Origin of the sequence: Kitasatospora sp. NPDC098663 (assembly GCF_044760075.1) — a bacterium.
Taxonomy (GTDB): domain Bacteria; phylum Actinomycetota; class Actinomycetes; order Streptomycetales; family Streptomycetaceae; genus Kitasatospora.
Map to the genome: position 1 here is coordinate 140,278 of NZ_JBIWAP010000016.1, position 17,679 is coordinate 157,956.

Here is a 17,679-nt window from a genome sequence, read left to right on the forward strand (position 1 = left end):
GTCACCCGGGTGGGGGCTGGTGGCGCGGTGGGCTGGTGTCCAGGGTGGTGGTATGGATGCGGAGGAAGCCCGGCGGGCGGGGCAGTTGAGGCGTGCGGCGGCTGCGGCGCTGATCGGTACGGCGATCGAGTTCTACGACTTCTTTTTGTACGGGACGGCGGCGGCCCTGGTGTTCGGGTCGGTGTTCTTTCCTGAACTGGGCACGGTGGGGGCGCTGTTGGCGGCGTTCTCGGTGTATGCGGTGGCGTTCCTGGCCCGGCCGCTGGGGGCGGTGGTGTTCGGGCATTTCGGGGACCGGGTGGGGCGGAAGGCGACGCTGGTGGTGTCGCTGTTGTTGATGGGGCTGTCGACGGCGGCGGTGGGGGTGCTGCCGGGGTTCGGGTCGTGGGGGTGGTGGGCGCCGGTGGCCCTGGTGGCGTTGCGGGTGTGCCAGGGCGTGGGGCTGGGCGGGGAGTGGGGCGGCGCGGCGCTGCTGATCGCGGAGAACGCGCCGGCCGGGCGGCGGGGGCGGTACGGGGCGTTCCTGCAGTTGGGGCCGACGAGCGGGTTCGTGTTGGCGAACGGGGTGTTCCTGGCGGTCCAACTCGGCCTGGGCGAGCGGGCGTTCCGTGAGTGGGGCTGGCGGGTGCCGTTCCTGGCGTCGTTGGGGTTGGTGGCGGTGGGGCTGTTCGTGCGGCTGCGGTTGGAGGAGACGCCGCTGTTCCGGCCGGACGAGCCGAGGGACCGGGCGCCGGTGGTGGAGGTGTTGCGCGGGCACTGGCGCACGGTGCTGCTGGGCTGTGGGGCGATCACCGTGGGGTACGCGCTGTTCTACCTGACCACGACGTACGCGTTGGCGTACGCGACGTCCGGGCTCGGGGTGGCGAGTTCGCTGGTGCTGGTGATGCTGCTGGTGGGTGCGCTGGGCATGGGCGTGACGGTGTGGGTGAGCGCGTCGCGCAGTGACGGTTGGGGGCGGCGGCGGACGCTGTGCTGGGCGACGGCGCTGGCGGCGGGGTGGTCGCTGGTGCTGTTCCCGCTGTTGGAGACGGTGCGCCGGCCGTTGATGTTCGTGGCGCTGGCGGGTGCGCTGGTGGTGCTGGGGTGCCTGATGGGGCCGGTGGCGGCGTTCCTGCCGGAGTTGTTCCCGACCCGGGTGCGGTACACGGGTGCCGCGTTGACGTACAACCTGGGCGGCGTGGTGGGCGGGGCGACGACGCCGCTGGTGGCGACGCGGCTGACGGAGGCGTACGGGACGGCGGAGCCGGTCGGCTGGTACCTGGTGGCGTTGGGCGTGGTGGCGCTGGGGTGCCTGTGGCTGCTGCCGGAGACCGGTGGCGCGGAGTTGGGGGCGGTGGACGGCGGACGCCGCCGGGCGCCCCTCCTGGGGGCGGACCCGGCGGCGTAGGTGCCGACCGTGCGGTGCGGTCAGCCGGCGAGGGCGGCGCGGCCGGCCAGCACGACGGCGGTGTGCTGGGCGACTCGCTCGCCGAGGTACTCGGCGGTCGCGATGTCGGCCTTGTGCACGGCCTCGGGGCCGGCGTCGGACGGGCTGGAGGCGGCGGCGCCGTTGAAGAAGCCGAGGCGGTTGAGGTCGTTCTCGGTGGCGGTGGTGGCGTTCCAGCCGGGCTTGAGGCCGAGGTTGACCCAGCTCATGGCGTGCTGGGCGGCGAGGGTCTGGAAGAAGCCGAGGGTGCCGGCCTTGTCGCCGCTCTTGGAGGCGGAGTTGGTGAAGCCGGCGGCGACCTTGTCCCGCCAGGCGTCGGAGAACCAGCGCTTGCTGGTGGCCTCGGCGAAGACGTGGAAGGCGCCGGAGGCGGTGCCCATGTAGGTGGGGGAGCCGAAGACGATCGCGTCCGCGGCGTCGAGCTGGGCCCACTGCTCGTCGGTGATGGTGTCGACGGCGATCGAGACGACCTCGGCGCCGGCGGCGGCGGCGCCGCGGGCGACGGCCTCGGCGATGACGGCGGTGTGGCCGTAGCCGGAGTGGTAGGCGAGGGCGACGGTCGGGCGGATGGCGGTCATGCGGGGGCACTCCTGTACGGAAACGGGTACGGGCAGGGGCAGGGCAACGCAGGCAACGCAGGCAACGCAGGCAAGGCAGGGGGAAGGCAAGTGGCGGCGGGCGCGTGCTGTCGCACCCGGCCCGTCGACTGGTCTCCAATATAGACCAAGTCTCTATCGGTTACCAAGGATGGATTGGAGACCGTAGGGCTACCCTGGACAGCATGACGACGGAGGAAGCGGCCCGGGCGGAGAGCGGCACCGGGCGGCAGGGGCAGGGGCAGGAGTGGGAGGGTGGGGAGCAGGAGCTCGACGTCTTCGCCCAGCTCTGTCCCAGCCGCGCGATGTTCGCCGAACTGGCCGACAAGTGGTCGATGTTGATCCTGATGAGCCTCGCCGCCTGCGGGCAGCAGCGGTTCTCCGAACTGCAGCGCGGCGTCGGCGGGGTCAGCCGCAAGATGCTCACCCAGTCGCTGCGCAGCCTGGAGCGCAGCGGACTGGTGCGCCGCAGCGTGTTCCCGGAGACGCCGCCGCGGGTGGTCTACGACCTGCTGCCGCTCGGCCGGGAGCTGGCCGTACTGCTGGCGCCGCTCGGCCGGTGGACGGAGCAGCGGACCGGGCAGATGCTGGCCGCCCGTGAGGAGTTCGACGAGGCGCACGCCGAAGGCTGACCAGGCGCACGCCGAAGGCGCGCCGAGGGCGTATCGAGGGCCGACCGGGCCCGCGCCGAGGGGTGGGTGCCCGCCCGCCGGGGGTCGGTCCGGCATGCGCCGGGGTCGCGGACCCGATTTCCCTTCCGGGGCGCCAGCCGTGTAATGTCTTCCTTGTTCGACCGGCCCGGTGAAAGCCCGGCAAGCCCCTATAGCTCAGTCGGTAGAGCGTCTCCATGGTAAGGAGAAGGTCTGCGGTTCGATTCCGCATGGGGGCTCCACTCGAAGGCCCTCGCTTCATGGCGAGGGCCTTTTGCTGTTCCCTGATCAGGCTGTCGGGCGCAGAGCGGCGGCCCGCTGCGGCGGCCGAACACGGTGGCCTAGCGGGTCGGGTACGGAATGCGCTGTGATGGTGCATCATCGGCCGCCCGCCCGTAGGGTGCGGGCGCGAGCCGAACCCCGACCGGGAGGGCGTCATGGGCGTTCGACTCGTGGTGGTCGACGATCACCGGCTGTTGGCCGAGGCGCTGGCCACGGCGTTGCAACTGCGCGGCCACCGGGTGCTCGCGGTCGGCTGCCCGGCCGGGGTCGCGGCCGATCTGGTGGTCGGCCGGCGGCCGGAGGTGTGTCTGCTGGGGGTGGCCGCACCGAGTGAGCCGACGGCTTTCGACGGGCTGCGCCGGATCCGCCGGGAGCGCCCCGAGGTGGCTGTGATCGTGCTCGGGCCGGTGGGTGAACTGCGCGGTGTGGCGGGGGCGTTCGCGGCCGGGGCGGCGGGTTACGTGCCGAGCGACGAGCGGATCGGGGTGGTCGAGCGGGCGATCGGGCGGGCCCGGGCGGGCGAGGCGGCGGTGGCCGTGGACGTGCTGCGCGGGGCCTTCGACCAGTTGCTGCGGCCGGTCGCCGAGCCGGACGACGAGGCGGTGCGGCTGCTGCGGCTGCTGACCCGCCGTGAGGTGCAGGTGCTGGCCCGGATCGCGGACGGGGAGGACACGGCGGCGATCGCCGCCGGGATGCGGATCGCCGCGAGCACCGCCCGGACGCACGTCCAGCGGGTGCTGATGAAGCTCGGTGCGCGGACCAGGCTGGAGGCGGCCGCGGTGGCGGCCCGTACCGGGCTGCTGGAGCGGATGGCCGGGGGCTGAGGGGGCCTCGGGTTCCGTGAAACCGGCTCCGGGGCGGCCCGTTCACATGGTCCTGGGCACTCCGGCGGGCAGGGAGAATAGCCTCAGTCGTACACACGTCATCGACGGCCGCCGCTGATCCGGCGGACCGTCGCCCGCTGGAGGTCTCATCATGAGTAAGTACCTGGTCACGGGTGGCGCCGGCTATGTCGGCAGCGTGGTGGCCGCCCACCTGCTGGAGGCGGGGCACCAGGTGACCGTCCTGGACGATCTCTCCACCGGTTTCCGTGAGGGCGTCCCGGCCGGTGCCGAGTTCGTCGAGGGTCGGGTCCAGGAGGCCGGCCGGGTGCTGGACGGCTCCTTCGACGGCGTGCTGCACTTCGCCGCCTCCTCGCAGGTCGGCGAGTCGGTCGTGGACCCGGAGAAGTACTGGCGCAACAACGTGGCGGGTTCGCTGGAGCTGGTCGCGGCGATGCGCGCGGCGGGTGTGCGCAAGCTGGTGTTCTCGTCCACCGCCGCCGTGTACGGCGAGCCGGAGGTCGTGCCGATCGCGGAGACCGCCCGCACCTCGCCGACCAACGCCTACGGCGCCACCAAGCTCGCCGTGGACCACCTGATCACCAGCGAGGCCGTCGCGCACGGCCTGGCCGCCGTCTCGCTGCGCTACTTCAACGTGGCCGGTGCGTATGGCGCCTACGGGGAGCGCCACGACCCCGAGTCGCACCTGATCCCGCTGGTGTTCCAGGCTGCGCTGGGTCAGCGCCCGCACATCGCGGTGTACGGCGAGGACTACCCGACCCCGGACGGCACCTGCATCCGCGACTACATCCACGTCGCGGACCTGGCCGACGCGCACCTGCTGGCGCTGGACGCGGCCAAGCCGGGCGAGCACCTGATCTGCAACCTGGGCAACGGCAGCGGCTTCTCGGTGCGCGAGGTGATCGAGTCGGTCCGACGCGTCACCGGCCGGGAGATCCCGGTGCAGGCGGACGGCCGCCGGGCCGGCGACCCGGCCGTGCTGGTGGCCTCGGCGGCCCGCGCCCACGAGGCGCTGGGCTGGACGCCGCGCCGCCCGAACCTGGACGACATCGTCGCCGACGCCTGGAAGTTCGCCCTGGAGAAGCACGGCAAGTAGGCCGCAGGGCCCCGCAGGCGCCGCTCCCGGAGGTTCGGGGGCGGCGCCTCGGCGTTGCCCGCTTCGACCGGTGATGGCGTGAAATCCCGCCACTCGCGCACCTCCTGACGAAACTTCACCAAACCGCCACGAGGGGGTTTCCCGGCCCGTACGCTGAGTGCGGTACCGGTGGGGGTCGGCGCCCTTTTTTCGGCCTCACCGGCCACCGGTGGGCGGGCGGATTGACGGGCCCAGACCGCGGGTGCCGGGGCCGGTCCCCGCCCCCGGGCTCGGGTCGGTCTGAGCAGGGGGGTAGTGACGATGGGGCGGATCCGCGTCCTGGTGGTCGACGACCACCGGATCTTCGCCGAGGCACTGGCCGCGGCGCTCGCCGCCGAGCCCGACGTCGAGGTGGGGGCGGCCGGCAGCGGTGCCGCCGCCGAGCGGGCGCTGGAGCGCGCCGCGGTCGAGGGGCGGGCCTTCGACGTGGTCCTGATCGACGCCGACCTGGGGGCCGAGGGCGCCGCTTCGGCGGGTGTCCGGGCCCGGCCCGGCCCGGACGCGGCCGACGCGGCCCGGCGGCGGCCGGCCCCGGCGGTGCCGCCGCCCCGCCACCCGGTCGGCCCACCGGTGGCGCAGTCCGGCGGACGCCAGGTGGACCTGCTGCGCCCGGGCGGGCGCGGTACGGAGCCGGCCCGCTCCGACGTGTACCGGGCCGACCAGCTCAGGGCCGCGCCTGCGGCACCGGACGGCATCACCCTGCTCGCCCGGGTCCGCCGCGCCCATCCGGGGCTGCGGGCGGTCGTGCTGGCCGCCGCCGACGACCCGCACCGCGCCGCCCGGGCCCTGCACGCGGGCGCCACCGGCTGGGTGGCCAAGGAGAGTTCGCTGGCCCGGCTGCTCTCCGTGGTCCGGGGGGTGCTGCGGGACGAGACACACCTGCCGCCCGCGCTGCTGACCGGGGTGATCCGCGAGCTGACCACCGCCCGGCGGGACCGCACCGAGAGCGAGCGGCTGGTCGACACCCTCACTCCGCGGGAGAAGCAGATCCTGCGGTGCATGGTCGCGGGCCTGGGCCGGCAGGCGGTCGCGGAGCGGCTCTACCTGTCGCCGCACACCGTCCGGACGCACATGCAGAACGTGCTCGGCAAGCTCGGGGTGCACTCCACGCTGGCCGCGGTCGCGGTGGCCCGCCGGGCCGGGGTCAGCCCGGCCGAGCCGGCCCTGCCGGCGCCGCCGTCGGTCGCGACCGCGGTGGACCGGACGTGAGCTCCGGGGCGCGGGTCAGCCCGGGATGTTGTCGAACGGGGCGACCAGCTGCCGCAGGAGCGCGGCGAGTTCGCCCTGCTGGCCGGAGCTGAGCTGGGCGAGCAGTTCGCGTTCGTGCGAGAGCAGTCCGGCGAGCGCCTGGTCGGCGCGGTCGCGGCCGTCGTCGGTGAGCCGGACGAGCACGCCGCGCCGGTCGTCCGGGTCGGGCAGGCGCTTGACCAGGCCCTTGCCGGTGAGGCGGTCGATGCGGTTGGTCATGGTGCCGGAGGTGACCAGGGTCTGGGTGAGCAGCTGGCCGGGGGAGAGCTGGTAGGGGGAGCCGGCCCGGCGCAGGGCGGTCAGGACGTCGAACTCCCAGGGCTCCAGCCCGTGCTCGGCGAAGGCGGTGCGGCGGGCGCGGTCGAGGTGCCGGGCGAGTCTGCTGACCCGGCTGAGTACCTCCAGCGGCTGCACGTCGAGGTCGGGGCGCTCTCGGCGCCACGCTGCGACCAGCCTGTCGACCTCGTCCTCCATGACGATCAGTGTATCGGTGGATGTGTCGATGTGAAGTCTCTTGACGTCGAGAAATGTGCCAGCAAGGCTACCTGGGATATCTTGATGTCGAGATACTTGCGAGGTGGACCATGACCAGTCCCGTCTGGGACCCGGCGCAGTACCTGCGCTTCGCGGACGAACGCACCCGTCCGCTGCGCGACCTGCTCGCCCGCGTCCCCGCCCTCCCGAACCCGAGCGATCCCGTGATCCTCGACATCGGCTGCGGCCCCGGCAACTCCACCGCCGTGCTGCGCGCACGCTGGCCGCACGCCCGGCTCACCGGCGTCGACAACTCCGCCCCGATGCTCGCCACCGCCCGCACCGACGGTGAGCCCACCGCCGACTACCTGCTCGCCGACGCCCGCGACTACGACCCGGCCCCGGCCGGACCCGACCTGATCGTCTCCAACGCCACGCTGCAGTGGATCGACGGCCACCTCGACCTCGTCCCGCGCTGGGCCGGCGCCCTGCGGCTCGGCGGCACCGTCGCCTTCCAGGTCCCCGGCAACTTCGACGCCCCCAGCCACACCCTGCTCGCCGAACTCCGGCGCGGCCCCCGCTGGCGCGGCCTCCTCGGCGACGACGACACCAGGGCCGGCGTCCACCCGCCCGAGCGCTACCTGGACGCCCTCACCGCCGCCGGCTGCGCGCCCGACGTCTGGGAGACCACCTACCGCACCCTGCTCCCGGGCCCGGACCCGGTCCTCGCCTGGGTCAAGGGCACCGCCCTGCGCCCCGTCCTCACCCGGCTGACCGATCCCGCCCGCCAGGCCGCCTTCCTCGCCGAGTACGGGGCGCTCCTGCGCGAGGCCTACCCGGCCGGGCCGCACGGCACCGTCTTCCCGTTCCGGCGGATCTTCGCCGTCGGGACCAGGGCCTGATCCCGGGGCGGGAGGGTCGCCGGCCCTTCCGCCCGCCCGTCGGTCGCTCCTTCCCCCCGCAGGTCAGTCCTTGCGCCCGCCGACCAGCCTCGGGTGCCGCTCCAGGCCCTCCAGCCCGTGCCAGGCCAGGTTCACCAGGTGCGCCGCGACCTGCGCCTTGTCCGGCTTGCGGACCTCCAGCCACCACTGCCCGGTCAGCGCCACCATGCCGACCAGCATCTGCGAGTACATCGGGGCCAGTCGCGCGTCGAAGCCCCGGGACTTGAACTCCAGGCCGAGGATGTCCTCCACCTGCGTCGCGATGTCGCTGATCAGTGACGCGAAGGTGCCGGTCGACTGGGCCACCGGGGAGTCCCGGACCAGGATCCGGAAGCCGTCCGTCGAGGTGTCGATGTAGTCCATCAGCGCGAACGCGGCCTGCTCCAGCAGCTCCCGCGAGTGCCCGCCGGTCAGCGCCCCCGTGACCATGTCCAGCAGCAACTGCATCTCGCGGTCCACCACCACCGCGTACAGCCCCTCCTTGCCGCCGAAGTGCTCGTACACCACCGGCTTCGACACCCCGGCCCGCTCGGCGATCTCCTCGACCGAGGTGCCGTCGTAGCCGCGCTCCGCGAACACCGTCCGGCCGATCTCCAGCAGCTGCTCCCGCCGCTGCTTGCCGGTCATCCGCACCCGCCCGCCCCGGCGGCGCGGCGTCGGGGCGGGCGCACCCCCCGAGGCGCCCCCGCCCGCCGGTGCAGCGGTTCGCGGACGGGCCGGCGCCGCGTCGGGCGCCGCGTCCGTCCGCGTGCTCTGGTGGCCGCCTGTGCTGTCTGCGCTGCTCCCGTTCACCCCTACATCATGCTGGAAGCGACGACTCATGCGGCGCGGCGGGCGGCGATCCGCTGTGCGTCCGGCCAACGGACGTCCCGGACCCAGCCGGCCAGCTCGAACCAGCGGATCAGCCGGGCCGAGGAGTCGATCTGCCCGCGCAGCACCCCGTGCCGGGCGGCCGTCGGGTCCGCGTGGTGCAGGTTGTGCCAGGACTCGCCGCAGGAGAGCACCGCCAGCCACCAGACGTTGCCCGAGCGGTCCCGGGAGCGGAACGGGCGGCGGCCGACGGCGTGGCAGATCGAGTTGATCGACCAGGTGACGTGGTGCAGCAGGGCCACCCGGACCAGCGATCCCCAGAAGAAGGCGGACAGCGCGCCCGACCAGGACAGCGTCACCAGCCCGCCGACCAGCGGGGGGAGCAGCAGCGAGATCATGGTCCAGAGCCAGAACAGCCGGGAGATCCGCCGTATGGCCGGATCGCGGACGAGGTCCGGCGCGTACGTGAGCTGCGGGGTCTGCTCCTCGTCGAACATCCAGCCCATGTGCGCCCACCACAGGCCCTTGAGCAGGGCCGGGAGGCTCTCCCCGTAGCGCCACGGCGAGTGCGGGTCGCCGTCCTTGTCGCTGAACCGGTGGTGTTTGCGGTGGTCGGCCACCCAGCGCACCAGCGGGCCCTCGACCGCCAGGCTGCCGGCGACCGCGAGGGCGAGCCGCATCGGGCGGTTGGCCTTGAACGCGCTGTGGGTGAAGTAGCGGTGGTAGCCGACGGTGATGCCGTGGCAGGTGAGGAAGTACATGGCGACGGTGATCGCCGCGTCCGTCCACCCCAGTCCCCACCCCCAGGCCACCGGCACGGCGGCCACCAGCGCGGCGAACGGCACGAGGATGAACAGCCCGAGCGCCAGCCGTTCGGCGAAGCCCTGCTTCTCCCCGCCGCGGGTGGCGGACAGCCGGGTGGCGGCGGTGTCGGTGGGATCGGTGGAATCGGGGGATTCGGTGGGAAGCGCGGCGTTCCCCGCGCTCGGCTCGCCGGCCTTGGTGGTCATGGGCGTCCCTTTGCGGCATCCCTGTGCGGGAGGGAGAGCGGAGGCTACGTTGGCGTAACCTACGGCATCGTAGGTTGCGCTCCGTGGCGAAGGGAACACGCCGCCGCACGGCGCTTGAGTGAATTCACCCGACTGGATGGATGAACCGGCGGCCCGGCTTGTTCGACCGTTCCCGGCGGATCGGGGCCTGCGGATCGCGGTAGTTGATACCCATGGCAGGGTCGACTCGGGTAGGGTCTGAGCAACCATCCGCCGTGGTGTAATGGCAGCACAGGGCCCTTTGGAGGCCTTTGTCTGGGTTCGAATCCTAGCGGCGGAGCCTCTGCACGCCTCAGGTTCGGGCGTACCGCCGAACCGCCGGTATTGTCGGTGCTGCTCGGCGGACTGTGCGAATGGCGACCGGCCTCGGTCCGGTCCGGGCCCGTTCTGCCCGCTCTTGTGAACCGACCGAGGAGCCTCCCCGCATGGGTGCCAATTCGCTTGCCGCCGTTGTCGTGCTCGCCGCCGGTGGCGGGACCCGGATGAAGTCGAACAAGCTGCCCAAGGTGCTGCACGAGGTCTGCGGCCGGTCGTTGGTGGGTCATGCCGTCTCGGCGGCCCGCGAACTGACGCCGGAACAGCTCGTCGTGGTGGTCGGACACCAGCGGGACCAGGTCCAGGAGCACCTCGCGGCGCACTACCCGGCGGCCCGCCCGGTGGTGCAGGAGGACCAGAAGGGCACCGGGCACGCGGTGCGCACGGCGCTGGAGGCGCTGGCCGCCGACGGTGTGGTGCTGGACGGCACGGTGATCGTCACCGCCGGGGACTCCCCGCTGCTGACCGGGGACACGCTGCGCCGCCTGGCGAAGGCCCACGCCGCCCAGGACAACGGGGTCACCGTGCTGACCGCCGTCGTCCCCGAGCCCTTCGGCTACGGCCGGATCCTGCGGGACGAGGACGGCACCGTCGCCGCGATCGTCGAGGAGCGGGACGCCACCGCCGTCCAGCGCTCGATCGCCGAGATCAACTCGGGCGTCTTCGCCTTCGACGCCAAGCTGCTGGTCGAGGCGCTGGCCGAGCTCACCACGGACAACTCGCAGGGCGAGGAGTACCTCACCGACACCCTGGAGATCCTGCGCACCGCCGGGCACCGGGTGGGCGCCGTGGTCGCGGAGGACCACCGGGACATCCTGGGCATCAACGACCGGGTGCAGCTCGCGCAGGCCCGCCGGCTGCTGAACGACCGCCTGCTGGAGCGGGCGATGCGGGCCGGCGTCACCGTGGTGGACCCGGCGACCACCTGGATCGACGTGCAGGTGACGTACGAGCCGGACGCCCTCGTGCTGCCGAACACCCAGCTGCAGGGCGCCACCCACCTGGGCGAGGGCTGCGAGGTCGGCCCGAACTCGACCCTGACCGACACCCTGATCGGCGCCGGCGCCCGTGTGAGCAACACCACGGCGGACCGCGCCGAGGTGGGCGAGCTGGCCACCGCCGGCCCGTACGCCTACCTGCGGCCGGGGGCCAAGCTGGCCCGCAAGGCGAAGGTCGGCACCTACGTCGAGGTGAAGAACTCCGAGCTGGGCGAGGGCGCCAAGGTGCCGCACCTCTCCTACATCGGGGACACCACGATCGGCGAGGGCACCAACGTCGGCGCGGCCTCGGTCACCGTGAACTACGACGGCGTCAACAAGCACCGCACGGTGATCGGTGCGCACTGCCGCACCGGCTCCGACAACATGTTCATCGCCCCGGTGACGATCGGGGACGGCGCCTACACCGCGGCCGGTTCGGTGATCACCACCGACGTCCCGCCGGGCGCGCTCGGAGTGAGCCGGGCGCACCAGCGCAACATCGACGGCTGGGTGGAGCGCAAGCGCCCGGGGACCACCTCCGCGAAGGCCGCGAAGGCCGCGGCGGACGGGGCCGCGGACGCCTGACGGGGCGGGCGGGAGCCCGAGGACGGTCCCGGGGCGGACGGTTTCTGCGTGGGCGCGTAACCTTGGGGTCATACGTGCGCCACTGGGCTTACGGCCCGTGTCCAGGCGTACCGACAATTCCCCCGACCCCGTGCGAGCCGGCTGCGCCTGCCCGCACGGGATGACGGGGTTCAGCGTCAGCAACGCGAGGAGACGGTGCAGTGAGCGGGATCACGACGTCGGGTGAGAAGAAACTCAAGCTCTTCTCCGGCCGTGCCCACCCGGAACTGGCGAGGGAGGTGGCCGAGGCGCTCGGGACCGAGCTCGTCCCGACCAAGGCCCTGGACTTCGCCAACGGCGAGATCTACGTCCGCTTCCTGGACTCGGCCCGCGGCGCGGACTGCTTCGTGATGCAGAGCCACACGGCTCCCATCAACCAGTGGATCATGGAACAGCTGATCATGATCGATGCGCTGAAGCGGGCCTCCGCCAAGAGCATCACCGCGATCCTGCCGTTCTACGGGTACGCCCGCCAGGACAAGAAGCACCTGGGCCGCGAGCCCATCTCGGCGCGCCTGGTCGCCGACCTGCTGCGCCAGGCGGGCGCCGACCGGCTGATGGCCGTGGACCTGCACACCGCGCAGATCCAGGGCTTCTTCGACGGCCCGGTGGACCACCTGTTCGCGCTGCCGATGCTGGCGGACTACGTCGGCGGGAGGGTGGACCGCTCCAAGCTGACCATCGTGTCGCCGGACGCCGGCCGGGTGAAGGTGGCCGACCAGTGGTGCGACCGGCTGGACGCGCCGCTGGCGATCATCCACAAGCGCCGCGACATGACCCAGGCCAACACCATCCTGTCGGCCGAGGTCGTCGGTGACGTCAAGGACCGGGTCTGCGTCCTGGTCGACGACATGATCGACACCGCCGGCACGATCTGCGCCGCGGCCGACGCGCTGTTCGACAACGGTGCCGCGGACGTCCTGGTGGCGGCCACCCACGGCGTGCTCTCCGGCCCGGCCGCGGACCGGCTGAAGAACTCGCGGGTCAGCGAGTTCGTGTTCACCAACACGCTGCCGACCCCGGCGCAGATCCAGCTGGACAAGATCACCACGCTGTCCATCGCCCCCTCGATCGCGGCCGCGATCCGCGAGGTGTTCGAGGAGGGTTCGGTCACGAGCCTCTTCGAGGGCGTGCACTGACGAAGCCCGACGGCGGCGGCCCCGGTCCGGATCGGACCGGGGCCGCCGCCGATTTCACGGGAGGCCGTTCATGCGGTTAGACTCGTGAAACTGCTCGGCGAGGGATGCCGTGCGCCTGCTTGCCGGGTGCCCGCTCCGTGATCGACGCGCTGCCGGTGTCGGATTTCCGTCCGTCGGCAGAGGCCGTTACCGCCGAGTGACCCCCGAACGTACTGAGGGTGTGGCCCCGGCGGTTTTTCGCGTTGCCTGCACCCCCGCGCCAGTTCTTCCCGAGGAGTGCAGTCGTGTCCGAGATCCGCATCGCCGCTGAGACCCGTTCCGAGTTTGGCAAGGGTGCCGCCCGTCGCGCCCGCCGTGCCGGCTTCGTCCCCGGTGTCGTCTACGGCCACGGCCACGCCCCGGTTCACCTGAACCTGCCGAGCCACGACCTGATGATGGCGCTCAAGACCCCGAACGCCCTGCTGGTCGTGCCGATCGAGGGCAAGGACGAGTACGTGCTGCCCAAGGCCGTCCAGCGCGAGGCCATCAAGCGCACCATCGAGCACGTCGACCTGCTGCTGGTCAAGCGCGGCGAGAAGGTCACCGTCGAGATCCCGGTCCTGACCGAGGGCGAGCTGGCCCCCGGCGGCAACCTGCTGGAGCACGTCCTCAACGCGCTGCCGATCGAGGCCGAGGCCACCCACCTGCCCGAGGCCGTCACCGTCTCGGTCGAGGGCCTGGAGTCCGGTGCCTCCGTCCTCGCCAAGGACATCGTCCTGCCGGCCGGCGTCACCCTGGCCGTCGACGCCGACGCCGTCGTGCTGCAGGTCATCGGCGCCCAGGCCGCCCCGGCCGAGGACGAGGCCGTCGAGGCCGAGGGCACCGAGGCCTGAGCCTCGCCCCACCAGCTGTGACCGCTGCCCCGGTCGCTCCCCTCGGAGCGGCCGGGGCAGCGGTGTGTCCGGGAAGATGACGTAGAGCGCGCACAGGAGGAGAGAGGGCATGGCGGACGAGTACGAGGGCCCCTGGCTGGTGGTGGGGCTGGGCAACCCGGGCGAGCAGTACGCCCGGAACCGGCACAACATCGGGTTCATGGTGGTGGACCTGCTGGCGCAGCGGATGGGCGCGAAGTTCAAGGCGCACAAGAGCCGGGCGCAGGTGGCCGAAGGACGGCTCTCCGGCCGCCGGGTGGTGCTGGCCAAGCCGATGTCGTTCATGAACCTCTCCGGCGGGCCGGTGACGGCGCTGCGGGACTTCTACAAGGCGCCGGCCTCGGCGCTGGTCGCCGTCCACGACGAGCTGGACATCGACTACGCGGCGCTGCGCCTCAAGCTGGGCGGCGGGGACAACGGCCACAACGGGCTGAAGTCGATCACCAAGTCGCTGGGGCCGGACTACTACCGGGTGCGGTGCGGGATCGGCCGGCCACCGGGCCGGATGGAGGTCGCGGACTTCGTGCTGAAGGACTTCTCCGGCGCCGAGCGCAAGGAACTGGAGTGGTTCGTGGACCGCTCGGCGGACGCGGTGGAGGCGCTGCTGTCCGAGGGGCTGGAGCGGGCGCAGGGCACCTACAACTCCTGACGCTGCATCAAGTCCGGGAGTGGTGTTACGCAACAGTCGTACAACGCTTGCCGGTCCAAACCTGAATCCGTGTGAGAAGCCTGTGCGGGATCGGATAGCGTCGGCCTGGTACGCGAACGAGTCCTGGGGAGTTCTCGATGCGGGGTTTTCGTCCGGTCCGCCGACTGCGGCGGCTCCGGGTGGTCCGACTGAAGCAGTTCGGACGGCGGGTCGGCACGGCCGGTGCGCTGGGGGCGGCCGGGGTGCTGCTCTCGGGCGGCGCGGTGGCGCACGCGGACGCGGTGGCCGAACCGGATCCGGGCGTCTCCGCGGATCCGGCGGCGGCGCAGTTCGGGCCGCTGCTCGGTGACTCGATGGGCACGGACGCCGGGCTGCTGGCGGTCGGCGGCGGCCTGGTGGTCGCGGCCGGCGGCGCCGCGCTGTGGCTGAAGCGCCGGCGCGCGGGCGAGCCGGGCGAGTAGGTCCTGTCCGCGCGGTGACACGACACCGGGCCGGTGCCCACGGGCACCGGCCCTTTCGCGTGCCCCGGGCCCTTCCGGTACGGGACGGGGCCGCCGCCCACCCCGGAGGGCGGACGGCGGCCCCGTCCCGTACGCGCGGTGGCGTCAGCCGGTGTTGCGCAGGCCGGCGGCGATGCCGTTGACGGTCAGCAGCAGCGCGCGGGCGCGCAGCGGGTCCTCGTGGCGGCCGGTGGCGACCTCCTCGCGCTGGCGGCGCAGCAGCGCGACCTGGAGGTAGGAGATCGGGTCGAGGTAGGCGTCGCGGACGGTGAAGGTCTGCTTGAGCACGGGGTTGTGCTCCAGCAGTTCGCCCTCGCCGGTGAGCCGGAGCACCTCGCGCAGGGTGAGCTCGTGCTCGGCGACGATCTGGTCGAAGACGTGGTGCAGGTCGGCGGGCACCAGCTGCTCGACGTAGTGGCGGGCGATCCGCAGGTCGGTCTTGGCCAGCGTCATGGCGACGTTGGACAGGAAGTTGCGGAAGAAGTGCCACTGGCCGTGCATCTCGTCGAGCACGCCGCCGAGGCCGGCCGCGCGGGCGGCGGCGAGGCCGGAGCCGACGCCGTACCAGCCGGGGACGATCTGGCGGGACTGGGTCCAGCCGAAGACCCACGGGATGGCCCGCAGGCCGTCGAGGCCGGCGCCGGAGTCGGGGCGGCGGGACGGGCGGGAGCCCAGGTGCAGCGAGGCGAGCTGGTCGACCGGGGTGGCGGCGAAGAAGTACTTCGGCAGGTCCTCCTGCTCGACCAGGGCGCGGTAGGCGGTGTGGGCGGCCGCGGAGACCTGGTCCATCGCGGCGTCCCAGCGGGCCAGTTCCTCGGGGGCCTGGCGCGGGGCGGTGTGCAGCGCGGAGGCGGAGAGGGTGGCGGAGATGGTCAGCTCCAGGTTCTCCCGGGCGAGGGAGGGGAGCAGGTACTTGTCGGAGATGACCTCGCCCTGCTCGGTGACCTTGATCTCGCCCTCAAGGGTGCCCCAGGGCTGGGCCAGGATGGCCTCGTGCGAGGGGCCGCCGCCGCGGCCGACGGTGCCGCCGCGGCCGTGGAACAGACGCAGCCGGATGCCGTAGCGGTGGGCGACGTCGCGCAGCCGGCGCTGGGCGCGGTGGATCTCCCACTGGGAGGTGGTGATGCCGCCGAACTTGGAGGAGTCGGAGTAGCCGAGCATGACCTCCTGGACGTCGCCGCGCAGCGAGACGAGCAGCCGGTAGGAGGGGTCGGACAGCATCTCGTCGAGGATGAGGTCGGCCTTCTGGAGTTCCTCGGTGGTCTCCAGCAGCGGCACGATGCCGATCTTGGCGATGCCGCCGTGCAGGTCGATCAGGCCGGCCTCGCGGGCCAGGACGGTGGCGGCGAAGACGTCGTCGGCGCCCTGGCACATCGAGATGATGTAGCTCTCGACGATCTCGTCGCCGAAGCGCTCGAAGCCCTCGCGGATGGTGTTGAAGACGCCGAGGGTCTTGGTGCCGGCGGCGTCCAGCGGGGCCGGGGTGGGGGCGAGCGGGCGGCGCGAGCGGAGCTCCTTGGCGAGCAGCTTCTGCCGGTACTCGCGGGGCATGTCGGCGTAGCGCCAGGCCTCCTCGCCGAGGCGGTCGAAGAGCTGGCCGAGGGCGTGGTGGTGGGCCTCGGCGTGCTCGCGGACGTCCATGGTGGCGAGCTGGAGGCCGAAGGCCTCGATGGTGCGGATGGCGCGGGCGAGGCGGCCGTCGGCGATCAGCTCGCCGCGGTGGGCGCGCAGGGAGTCCTGGATGAGCCGCAGGTCGGTGATCAGCTCGCGGGTGCCGAGGTAGTCGCGGCCCTCGACGTGCGGGGTGCCCTGGGCGAGCCGCTCGCGGGTGTTCTCCAGCTTGAGCCGGACGCAGGTGGCCTTGAGGCGGTAGGGCTCCTCGGCGTTCATCCGCTTGTAGCGGGGGCTGAGCTCGGGGAGCTGGTGCAGGTCGGTGTTGAGCGAGGCGAGCAGTTCGACCGAGGCGCCGGCCAGCCGCTCGGAGGTGGAGAGGGTGCTGCGCAGGTCGTCGACGGCGGCCAGGGCGTCCTTGATGCCGTACTCGTGCTGGAGGTTGAGGACGTCCCAGGTGACCTGCGGGGTCACGTTGGGGTTGCCGTCGCGGTCGCCGCCGATCCAGGTGCCGAAGGTGAGCGGGCGGACGCCGTCGGGCAGGGTGAGGCCGACCCGGCCGAGTTCCTCGTGCAGTTCCTCCAGGACCTGGGGGACGGCGTCGCGGTAGAGCTCGTCCAGGTAGTAGACGGCGTTGCGGGCCTCGTCGGTGGGCTCGGGGCGGGCGATGCGCAGCTCGTCGGTCTGCCAGAGCAGGTCGATGACCTCGGCGAGGCGGCGGTCGGCCTGGCGGCGGGCGCTGCTGGTGCGGGCCGGGTCGGCCTGGGAGAGGCCGGCGGCGATCTCCTCGCGGTGGATGCGGTCGAGGAGTTCACCGATGCGGCGCAGCTTGTTGAGGACGCTGCGGCGGGCGGCCTCGGTGGGGTGGGCGGTGAAGACCGGGCGGACCGCGAGGTGGGCCAGGGTGTTCTCGAGGTGCTTGGGGTCGGCCTCGGCGAGCTGGTCGGCGGTCTGGGCGAGCAGCGAGCCCTCCCGGGCGCGGCGGGTGGCGAACTCGCGGCCGCGGTGCACCTGTTCGGTGACGTTGGCGAGGTGGAAGTAGGTGGAGAAGGCCCGGACCAGCTTGGCGGCGGTGTCCAGGTCGATGTCGGAGAGGAGTTCGGCGGTGGCCTCGCCGTCGGTGCGGCTGAGCAGGCGGACCTGTTCGACCAGGCCCAGCAGCTGGGGGCCTTCCTGGCGGACGAGCGTCTCGCCGAGCAGGTCGCCGAGGCGGCGGATGTCCGCCCGCAGGGCCGCGTTGTCGGCAACTGGGCCGGTGGCGTGGACAGTGGGGCTGTCCGCCGGGGTGGGGACCGGAGCGGTCACGGCTGGCTCCCTGTGGTGGTGGGGTTCGGCAACGGCTCATCGTCACAGGTCCGCCCGCGTGTGGCGGGTGTGACGCGTGCGGACCGCGCTGTCCGACGCGACCAGCATAGGTGTCGGGGCGGTCGCTGTCCGCGAGGTGGCCGGATGGCGGACAGTGCCGCCGCAGGCCGCATGTGGTCTGGACCACTTGAG

16 protein-coding genes and 2 tRNA genes are annotated in these 17,679 nt (G+C 72.8%); 13 read left to right on the forward strand and 5 right to left on the reverse strand.

What is annotated here, in order from left to right:
- Positions 1–52: 52 nt before the first annotated feature.
- Positions 53–1,387, forward strand: a complete 1,335-nt coding sequence (locus ACIQVZ_RS19610; RefSeq protein ID WP_402451474.1) for an MFS transporter — start codon at positions 53–55, stop codon at positions 1,385–1,387.
- A 20-nt stretch (positions 1,388–1,407) separates the two neighbouring features.
- Here ACIQVZ_RS19610 and ACIQVZ_RS19615 read toward each other — a convergent pair whose 3' ends face one another.
- Positions 1,408–2,004, reverse strand: a complete 597-nt coding sequence (locus ACIQVZ_RS19615; protein ID WP_063348057.1) for a flavodoxin family protein — start codon at positions 2,002–2,004, stop codon at positions 1,408–1,410.
- A gap of 203 nt (positions 2,005–2,207) precedes the next feature.
- Here ACIQVZ_RS19615 and ACIQVZ_RS19620 point away from each other — a divergent pair, with 203 nt between their 5' ends.
- The 5 genes from ACIQVZ_RS19620 to ACIQVZ_RS19640 all read left to right on the forward strand — a co-directional run bounded on the left by ACIQVZ_RS19620 (position 2,208) and on the right by ACIQVZ_RS19640 (position 6,140).
- The gene (locus ACIQVZ_RS19620) at positions 2,208–2,654 is read left to right on the forward strand and encodes a winged helix-turn-helix transcriptional regulator (RefSeq protein WP_402451477.1); all 447 of its coding nucleotides are present in this window, start codon (positions 2,208–2,210) and stop codon (positions 2,652–2,654) included.
- Positions 2,655–2,838: 184 nt separating this feature from the next.
- Positions 2,839–2,914, forward strand: a tRNA-Thr gene (locus ACIQVZ_RS19625).
- A gap of 195 nt (positions 2,915–3,109) precedes the next feature.
- Complete coding sequence (locus ACIQVZ_RS19630) at positions 3,110–3,778, forward strand: LuxR C-terminal-related transcriptional regulator (RefSeq protein WP_350877730.1); 669 nt, start codon at positions 3,110–3,112, stop codon at positions 3,776–3,778.
- 151 nt (positions 3,779–3,929) lie between these two features.
- Complete coding sequence (gene galE, locus ACIQVZ_RS19635; protein ID WP_402451481.1) at positions 3,930–4,892, forward strand: UDP-glucose 4-epimerase GalE; 963 nt, start codon at positions 3,930–3,932, stop codon at positions 4,890–4,892.
- A 300-nt stretch (positions 4,893–5,192) separates the two neighbouring features.
- Complete coding sequence (locus tag ACIQVZ_RS19640; protein ID WP_402451483.1) at positions 5,193–6,140, forward strand: LuxR C-terminal-related transcriptional regulator; 948 nt, start codon at positions 5,193–5,195, stop codon at positions 6,138–6,140.
- A 15-nt stretch (positions 6,141–6,155) separates the two neighbouring features.
- Here the strand turns inward: ACIQVZ_RS19640 and ACIQVZ_RS19645 are convergent, their stop codons facing one another.
- Entirely contained in the window at positions 6,156–6,653 is a 498-nt protein-coding gene (locus ACIQVZ_RS19645) for a MarR family transcriptional regulator (protein WP_350877733.1), read from the reverse strand.
- 110 nt (positions 6,654–6,763) lie between these two features.
- Here ACIQVZ_RS19645 and ACIQVZ_RS19650 point away from each other — a divergent pair, with 110 nt between their 5' ends.
- Entirely contained in the window at positions 6,764–7,555 is a 792-nt protein-coding gene (locus ACIQVZ_RS19650) for a methyltransferase domain-containing protein (RefSeq protein ID WP_402451485.1), read from the forward strand.
- A 63-nt stretch (positions 7,556–7,618) separates the two neighbouring features.
- Here the strand turns inward: ACIQVZ_RS19650 and ACIQVZ_RS19655 are convergent, their stop codons facing one another.
- Together ACIQVZ_RS19655 and ACIQVZ_RS19660 are read right to left on the reverse strand one after the other, a co-directional pair.
- On the reverse strand, positions 7,619–8,386 hold the full coding sequence (locus ACIQVZ_RS19655) for a TetR family transcriptional regulator (protein WP_402451488.1): 768 nt from the start codon (positions 8,384–8,386) through the stop codon (positions 7,619–7,621).
- A 26-nt stretch (positions 8,387–8,412) separates the two neighbouring features.
- The gene (locus ACIQVZ_RS19660) at positions 8,413–9,414 is read right to left on the reverse strand and encodes an acyl-CoA desaturase (protein ID WP_350877735.1); all 1,002 of its coding nucleotides are present in this window, start codon (positions 9,412–9,414) and stop codon (positions 8,413–8,415) included.
- A gap of 248 nt (positions 9,415–9,662) precedes the next feature.
- On the opposite strand from ACIQVZ_RS19660, the gene ACIQVZ_RS19665 reads away from it, so the two are divergent.
- The 6 genes from ACIQVZ_RS19665 (at position 9,663) to ACIQVZ_RS19690 (ending at position 14,532) form a co-directional block, all read left to right on the forward strand.
- Positions 9,663–9,733: transfer RNA gene (locus ACIQVZ_RS19665), tRNA-Gln, on the forward strand.
- A 145-nt stretch (positions 9,734–9,878) separates the two neighbouring features.
- Entirely contained in the window at positions 9,879–11,333 is a 1,455-nt protein-coding gene (gene glmU, locus ACIQVZ_RS19670) for a bifunctional UDP-N-acetylglucosamine diphosphorylase/glucosamine-1-phosphate N-acetyltransferase GlmU (RefSeq protein ID WP_350877736.1), read from the forward strand.
- 200 nt (positions 11,334–11,533) lie between these two features.
- Positions 11,534–12,511 (forward strand): ribose-phosphate diphosphokinase, encoded by a 978-nt coding sequence (locus ACIQVZ_RS19675; RefSeq protein WP_350877737.1) that lies wholly within the window; start codon positions 11,534–11,536, stop codon positions 12,509–12,511.
- A gap of 284 nt (positions 12,512–12,795) precedes the next feature.
- Positions 12,796–13,383 (forward strand): 50S ribosomal protein L25/general stress protein Ctc, encoded by a 588-nt coding sequence (locus ACIQVZ_RS19680; RefSeq protein ID WP_350877738.1) that lies wholly within the window; start codon positions 12,796–12,798, stop codon positions 13,381–13,383.
- A gap of 109 nt (positions 13,384–13,492) precedes the next feature.
- Positions 13,493–14,071, forward strand: coding sequence for an aminoacyl-tRNA hydrolase (gene pth / locus ACIQVZ_RS19685; protein ID WP_063348046.1), 579 nt, complete (start codon positions 13,493–13,495; stop codon positions 14,069–14,071).
- Between the two features lie 137 nt (positions 14,072–14,208).
- Entirely contained in the window at positions 14,209–14,532 is a 324-nt protein-coding gene (locus ACIQVZ_RS19690; RefSeq protein WP_350877739.1) for a hypothetical protein, read from the forward strand.
- A 144-nt stretch (positions 14,533–14,676) separates the two neighbouring features.
- On the opposite strand, the gene ppc is transcribed toward ACIQVZ_RS19690, so the two are convergent.
- A complete protein-coding gene (gene ppc, locus ACIQVZ_RS19695; RefSeq protein ID WP_402451493.1) occupies positions 14,677–17,487 on the reverse strand; it encodes a phosphoenolpyruvate carboxylase in 2,811 nt (936 codons plus the stop codon).
- Positions 17,488–17,679 lie beyond the last annotated feature (192 nt).

Coding starts and splice junctions, on each gene's coding strand:
- ACIQVZ_RS19690 (WP_350877739.1), top strand. CDS start 14,209: ATGCGGGGTTTTCGTCCGGTCCGCCGACTGCGGCGGCTCCGGGTGGTC.
- ACIQVZ_RS19660 (WP_350877735.1), bottom strand. CDS start 9,414: ATGACCACCAAGGCCGGCGAGCCGAGCGCGGGGAACGCCGCGCTTCCC.
- galE (WP_402451481.1), top strand. CDS start 3,930: ATGAGTAAGTACCTGGTCACGGGTGGCGCCGGCTATGTCGGCAGCGTG.
- glmU (WP_350877736.1), top strand. CDS start 9,879: ATGGGTGCCAATTCGCTTGCCGCCGTTGTCGTGCTCGCCGCCGGTGGC.
- ACIQVZ_RS19615 (WP_063348057.1), bottom strand. CDS start 2,004: ATGACCGCCATCCGCCCGACCGTCGCCCTCGCCTACCACTCCGGCTAC.
- ACIQVZ_RS19645 (WP_350877733.1), bottom strand. CDS start 6,653: ATGGAGGACGAGGTCGACAGGCTGGTCGCAGCGTGGCGCCGAGAGCGC.
- pth (WP_063348046.1), top strand. CDS start 13,493: ATGGCGGACGAGTACGAGGGCCCCTGGCTGGTGGTGGGGCTGGGCAAC.
- ACIQVZ_RS19650 (WP_402451485.1), top strand. CDS start 6,764: ATGACCAGTCCCGTCTGGGACCCGGCGCAGTACCTGCGCTTCGCGGAC.
- ACIQVZ_RS19620 (WP_402451477.1), top strand. CDS start 2,208: ATGACGACGGAGGAAGCGGCCCGGGCGGAGAGCGGCACCGGGCGGCAG.
- ACIQVZ_RS19630 (WP_350877730.1), top strand. CDS start 3,110: ATGGGCGTTCGACTCGTGGTGGTCGACGATCACCGGCTGTTGGCCGAG.
- ACIQVZ_RS19640 (WP_402451483.1), top strand. CDS start 5,193: ATGGGGCGGATCCGCGTCCTGGTGGTCGACGACCACCGGATCTTCGCC.
- ACIQVZ_RS19610 (WP_402451474.1), top strand. CDS start 53: ATGGATGCGGAGGAAGCCCGGCGGGCGGGGCAGTTGAGGCGTGCGGCG.